The following is a 6,132-nucleotide window of genomic DNA, read 5'->3' on the forward strand; positions in this document are numbered from 1 at the left end:
ATTTTTTACGAATATAATAATCATATACAATGGATTTTAGTTTAACAGAAGAACACATAATGATTCGTGATGCAGCGCGTGATTTTGCACAAAACGAATTATTACCAGGAGTAATTGAAAGAGATAATGCACAAACCTTTCCAGACGAATTAGTTCGTAAAATGGGAGAAGTTGGCTTTTTAGGTATTATGGTAGATCCTAAATATGGAGGAAGCGGAATGGATGCTATTTCTTACGTGTTAATTATGGAAGAACTTTCTAAAATTGATGCTTCTGCCTCTGTTATGGTTTCTGTAAATAACTCTTTAGTGTGTTATGGTTTAGAAGCTTATGGAACTGAAGAACAAAAACAAAAATATTTAACAAAATTAGCTACTGGTGAGCAAATCGGTGCATTTTGTTTATCTGAACCTGAAGCTGGTTCTGATGCTACTTCTCAAGCAACAACTGCCGAAGATAAAGGAGATTACTACTTATTAAATGGTACCAAAAACTGGATTACCAATGGTGGTCGTGCTGGTGTTTATTTAGTAATTGCACAAACTGATCGCAGCAAAAAACATAGAGGTATCAATGCTTTTATTGTAGAAGCTGGAATGGAAGGTTTTCACGTAGGGCCTAAAGAAGATAAATTAGGTATTCGTGGTTCTGATACACATACTTTACAATTTAACGACGTAAAAGTACCGAAAGAAAACAGAATTGGTGAAGACGGTTTTGGTTTTAAATTCGCTATGAAAACATTATCTGGTGGTCGTATTGGTATTGCTGCTCAAGCATTAGGTATCGCTTCTGGATCTTACGAATTAGCCTTAAAATATTCTAAAGAACGCAAAGCTTTCGGAACAGAAATCTGTAATCATCAAGCAATCGCATTTAAATTAGCCGATATGCATACTGAGGTTGAAGCTGCAAGAATGTTGGTTATGAAAGCTGCTTGGGATAAAGACCAAGGTAACAGTTACGATATGTCTGGTGCAATGGCAAAATTATATGCCTCTAAAGTGGCTATGGAACAATCTGTTGAAGCCGTGCAAATTCACGGTGGTAACGGTTTCGTAAAAGATTATCATGTAGAGCGTTTAATGCGTGATGCAAAAATTACTCAAATTTACGAAGGAACTTCAGAAATTCAGAAAATTGTAATTTCAAGAGGTGTTATTAAAGGATAAAACCTATCTCTTCAAATACCGTCGAGAAATCTAAATATAAAGTCTAACATTAATTTGTTAGACTTTTTATTATTTATACCCCATATAACTTTTCAACCTAATTTAAATCTATAAACAAATCAACTCTGACTCACCTTTTTCCAAAACCCATTACCTTTCATCATTCACCTTTTACCTTTTACCTTTTTATATGTGCGTTACCACAAGGGTCGTGCTTTCCGTACTCGCTTTTTGTTCGTACCTCACAAAAGAGCTCAAACAAAACTTCAATCGCTAACGCGTGTACTTATAATTACAAGTCTTTAAATTCTAATTTATGTAAATGCAAACCAGAAGCCGGAGCAATATTTTTAATAAACTCAATATCAGAAGTAGGATTCAAACTTTCTTTAATAAAATTTAAGTCAAACTCACCTTTTCCTAAATCATGCAATGCTCCCATTATTAATCGAATCTGATTTCTTAAAAAACCTTCACCCCTAACAATTAAAACAAAACTTTCTTTCGGAAAAAAAGAAGCCGTCAATTCAGTGTTTTTTTCAATCCTACAAAACACAATCTCTCTTTCAACTTTAGTTTCTTCCGTTGGTTTTGTACAAAAACGCTTATAATTATGAAAACCTTCAAATAATTTAGCACCCTCTTTCATTAAATCAACATCTAATTGCTCTCTAAAACGCGTTAAAAACGGCGCAGCATACGGATGATTTTTTTCTCCGTATGAAAAATAATAACGATACTCCTTTAACTTCGGGTGCTGAATAATATTAAAATTATTTTCAATATTCTCAATCTTTAACGCTCGCATATCTCCTGGAGCATTGGCATTAAAATCAATCATAAATTGATCAAAATCGACACTTTCATCAATAAATAATTGAAACGCAAAATGGGTTGCCGAAACTCTTGCGTCAGTTCTACCAACACCTAAACTTTTAAGTCGAATTCCTTTAAAAATAAACTTTAGGGTTTTATCTAAAAAAAGATGCCCCGTTTTTAAATTTGGTTGCTTTTGCCATCCATGAAAACGGAAACCTAAATATTGAATGGTAACTAAATATGTGTGCTTGTAATTCATCATTATAATAAGTCGTAGGATTGCTTTGCTATTTCTAATTCTTCATTTGTAGGAATTACTAATATTTTTACCTGCGATGTTTCTTTATGAATTTCTGTTAACTTTTTGGCTCTCATATCATTTTTAGCTTCATCTAATTCAATACCAAAGAAATCCATAGCATTACAAACTAATTTTCTTATTAAAACAGAATTCTCACCAATTCCGGCAGTAAAAACAATTGCATCTAAACCATTCATTGCCGCAATATACGAACCTATGTATTTTTTAATTCGATACGCATTCATATCTAAAGCTAACTGACAATTTTCATCTCCTTTTTCAGCTGCCGCTTCAATATCTCGTAAGTCACTGTGTCCTGTTAAACCTAACATTCCGCTTTCTTTTTGTAACATGTTGTTTACATAATCAGCATCATATCCTAAATTATTTATCAAGTAAAAAATTAACGAATGATCAATATCTCCAGAGCGAGTTCCCATAATTAAACCTGTAACAGGACCAAATCCTAAACTATGATCAATACTTTTTCCGTTTTCAATAGCGGTAATACTACATCCATTACCTAAATGAACAGTAATTATTTTAGACTTTTCTTTATGTAAATATGCAATTGCTTTCTCTGAAACATATTTATGACTTGTTCCGTGAAAACCATATAATCGAATTTTATCTTCTTCCAAAAATTTATTCGGAATTGCATATTTATAAGCTTTCACTGGTATCGATTGATGAAATGCTGTATCAAAAACTGCTATTTGTTTTGCTTTTGTAAAAATAGCTTCAGCAACTTTAACTCCTTCTAAATTTGCAGGATTGTGTAATGGTGCCAACGAAAATAATGCTTCAATTTTATTCTTAACTTCATCAGTTATTAAAGTTGTTTCTGTGAAAGCACTTCCTCCGTGTACCACTCTGTGTCCGACTATCGCTATTTCATCTGTCGAAGAAATTACTCCAACTTTTTTAGCTAACAATAAATCAACTACTTTTTCTAATCCTGCTTTATGATTTTTAATTTCAAGTGCTTCTTCAATATCATTACTTGCTGATTTGTAATGAATATTTCCTATTTCTAAACCAATTCTTTCTATCAACCCTACACAAATAACTTTTTGCTGAGGCATTTCAAACAATTGATATTTTATCGATGAACTTCCTGAATTTATTACTAAAACTTTCATATTTATATATCTTGTGCTTGAATTGCTGTTAAAATAATGGTATTAAAAATATCTTCAACCGTGCATCCTCTACTCAAATCATTTACCGGTTTATTCAATCCTTGCAACATTGGTCCTATTGCCAAAGCACCCGTTTCTCTTTGCACTGCTTTATAAGTATTATTTCCTGTGTTTAAATCAGGAAAAATTAGCACATTTGCTTGACCTGCAACTTCAGAATTTGGTAGTTTCTTTTTTCCTACGGATGCATCAACTGCTGCATCATATTGAATTGGCCCTTCTATTTTTAAATCAGGACGTTTTTCTTTTACAATTTCAGTTGCCATTCTTACCGTTTCAACATCCTCCCCTTTTCCGGAAGCTCCAGATGAATATGATAACATTGCTATTTTTGGGTCAATACCAAAGGAAATACTAGAATCCGCAGATGATATTGCAATCTCTGCTAATTCTTCTGCAGATGGATTTGGGTTAATAGCACAATCACCAAAAACAGAAACTCTATCTTCTAAACACATAAAAAATATTGAAGAAACAACTGAGAATCCTGGTTTAGTTTTCACAAATTGTAACGCTGGTTTTATGGTGTGCTGCGTTGTATGAGCTGCTCCAGAAACCATTCCGTCTAACAAACCTTTATATACCATCATTGTTCCGAAATAAGAAACATCTGCCATTAAATCTTCCGCCATTGCAGGACTTAATCCTTTATGTTTTCTCAATTCATATAATGTATTAGAAAAATCAGCAAAATAATCAGATTCAATCGGATTGATTATTTCCGTTTTATCAAAATCAAAAGAAATATTTAAACGCTTAATAGCACTTTCAATAGCAACTCTTTTTCCTAAAATTGTTAAATCAACTACATCTATTTTCTGAAGTTGAGAAGCTGCCATTAAAATTCTGTCATCATTCCCTTCAGGTAATACAATGTGTTTTTTTACTTCTTTTGCTTTTTTTAATAAATTATATTGAAACATTCTTGGTGTAAGAATATCAGAACCTTTATAAGTTGTTAATTTTTCATTTAATGCAGTAACATCTACATATTTTTCAAAAATATTTATAGACATTTTAATTTTATCTACATTTTCTGCATAAATATGCGATCTAACATTTCCTAACTTAGTTGTAGTACCAAAAGTTCCTTCCTTAACCCACAAAATCGGAACTATTTTTTCAAGACCTTCAATTAGTTTAAGTATTGATGAGTTTAATTTAATTCCTCCGGTTAAAACAATACAAGAAATTGTTGGATAATTCGTTGAGATATTTGCCTGTAAAGTTCCTAATAAAATATCAGATCTATCGGCAGGCGTAACAACCACACTTCCTTCTGTTAAATGATGTAAAAAATGGGATAATTGCATTGCTCCAACCTTAATATCACCTGTGGTATTATTTAAAAATTCTTTTCCAAATAAAATATCAGCATTAATTTCATTCAAAAATTCCTTAACCGTTGGGTTATTTAAAGTTTTATTAATTGGTATTGCGTTTATTGAAACAGATTTTGGTAAATTCTCTCCAACTTTCTTTATAATCGTTTCAATATTAGATTCTTCTATTTTATTTGCAACTACAGATATTACCTGAACATCTTTATTAACAAACGAATCATATGTTAACCTCAAACTTTGGATAAAATCTTCTAACGTTTTAGAAACACCTCCTGATACAATAATCACGGGAATACCAAGATTTTTAGCAATCAATACATTTAAATCCATCTCTATAATTGCACCATGATCAGAAAAATCTGTTCCTTCAACAATTACAAAATCATTTTCTGCTTCTAATTTTTTATACTTTTGAATAATCTTATTAAGAACGTCATCTTCTTTGTCGTCATTCAATTTTTGAATTAAATCAGATCGTGTAAAAGCGTAGCAATCTTCGTAATCGTTTTTTAAATTGAAATAACTAAGTATAGTATTAATATGATTATCTCTTTTTCCTTCAATCGGATTATCAATAATTGGTCTAAAGTAGCCAACCTTTGGTTTTTTTCTTAGCAATAACTGTATCAAACCAATACTAAGCATCGATTTTCCTGAATTAGCTTCACTTGCCGCGATATAAATAGCTTTATTCATTTTTTAAAATTTTAAACAAAACTAATTTAAAAAAAATTAATCTTTTATGATAATTGTTAGTATAAAATACCATTAAAAATAATTAGTAGAAGCTATTCACGCTTTCCGCACTCGCTTTTTTTGTTTTTTAAAATAAAACCAAAAAAGAGCTCAAACAAATACTTCAATCGTGGCTAAACCCAATTAATGTATAGTTCGTATAACTAAAACTCAACTGCTTACATTCTATCGCTTCTTTCACCCTTTCACCTCGACCTTTCACCTTTCACCCTAAATTCTTCATTTGAGTTTAGCGCAAAAAAAACCTCAATCTTTTCAGATTGAGGTTTAAAAGAAAGGCAACGACCTACTCTCCCACCATTGGCAGTACCATCGGCGCTAATGGGCTTAACTTCTCTGTTCGGGATGGAAAGAGGTGAGCCCCATTGCGATAATCACCTTAAATCGTTCAGTATATTTCAACTGTATAAGTTAACATAWTMKTWWMAKMWTRWCGTWWAWAAGAAAGGCAACGACCTACTCTCCCACCATTGGCAGTACCATCGGCGCTAATGGGCTTAACTTCTCTGTTCGGGATGGAAAGAGGTGAGCCCCATTGC

At 32.1% G+C, this 6,132-nt stretch carries 4 protein-coding genes and 2 rRNA genes; 1 reads left to right on the forward strand and 5 read right to left on the reverse strand.

Annotated features, from left to right (window positions below):
* Nucleotides 1-29: 29 nt before the first annotated feature.
* A complete protein-coding gene (locus N2251_RS11730) occupies nt 30-1,172 on the forward strand; it encodes an acyl-CoA dehydrogenase (RefSeq protein ID WP_260586881.1) in 1,143 nt (380 codons plus the stop codon).
* Between the two features lie 292 nt (nt 1,173-1,464).
* Here N2251_RS11730 and N2251_RS11735 read toward each other — a convergent pair whose 3' ends face one another.
* From N2251_RS11735 to rrf (N2251_RS11755), 5 genes are all read right to left on the reverse strand, one after another.
* Nucleotides 1,465-2,250: a tRNA pseudouridine synthase A gene (locus tag N2251_RS11735; protein ID WP_312025121.1), complete on the reverse strand. Its 786-nt coding sequence runs from the start codon at nt 2,248-2,250 to the stop codon at nt 1,465-1,467.
* 2 nt (nt 2,251-2,252) lie between these two features.
* Complete coding sequence (locus N2251_RS11740; RefSeq protein WP_260586883.1) at nt 2,253-3,434, reverse strand: acetate/propionate family kinase; 1,182 nt, start codon at nt 3,432-3,434, stop codon at nt 2,253-2,255.
* A gap of 2 nt (nt 3,435-3,436) precedes the next feature.
* Entirely contained in the window at nt 3,437-5,533 is a 2,097-nt protein-coding gene (gene pta / locus N2251_RS11745) for a phosphate acetyltransferase (protein WP_260586884.1), read from the reverse strand.
* 333 nt (nt 5,534-5,866) lie between these two features.
* A 5S ribosomal RNA gene (rrf, locus tag N2251_RS11750) occupies nt 5,867-5,975 on the reverse strand.
* A gap of 61 nt (nt 5,976-6,036) precedes the next feature.
* Nucleotides 6,037-6,132, reverse strand: a 5S ribosomal RNA gene (rrf, locus tag N2251_RS11755); the annotation flags it as partial.

The sequence above is a fragment of the Tenacibaculum haliotis genome, from assembly GCF_025215075.1.
Taxonomy (GTDB): domain Bacteria; phylum Bacteroidota; class Bacteroidia; order Flavobacteriales; family Flavobacteriaceae; genus Polaribacter; species Polaribacter haliotis_B.

Bases quoted from the DNA above. Each gene is read 5' to 3' on its own strand.
- N2251_RS11730 (WP_260586881.1), top strand. From the start codon at position 30: ATGGATTTTAGTTTAACAGAAGAACACATAATGATTCGTGATGCAGCG.
- N2251_RS11740 (WP_260586883.1), bottom strand. From the start codon at position 3,434: ATGAAAGTTTTAGTAATAAATTCAGGAAGTTCATCGATAAAATATCAA.
- N2251_RS11735 (WP_312025121.1), bottom strand. From the start codon at position 2,250: ATGAATTACAAGCACACATATTTAGTTACCATTCAATATTTAGGTTTC.
- pta (WP_260586884.1), bottom strand. From the start codon at position 5,533: ATGAATAAAGCTATTTATATCGCGGCAAGTGAAGCTAATTCAGGAAAA.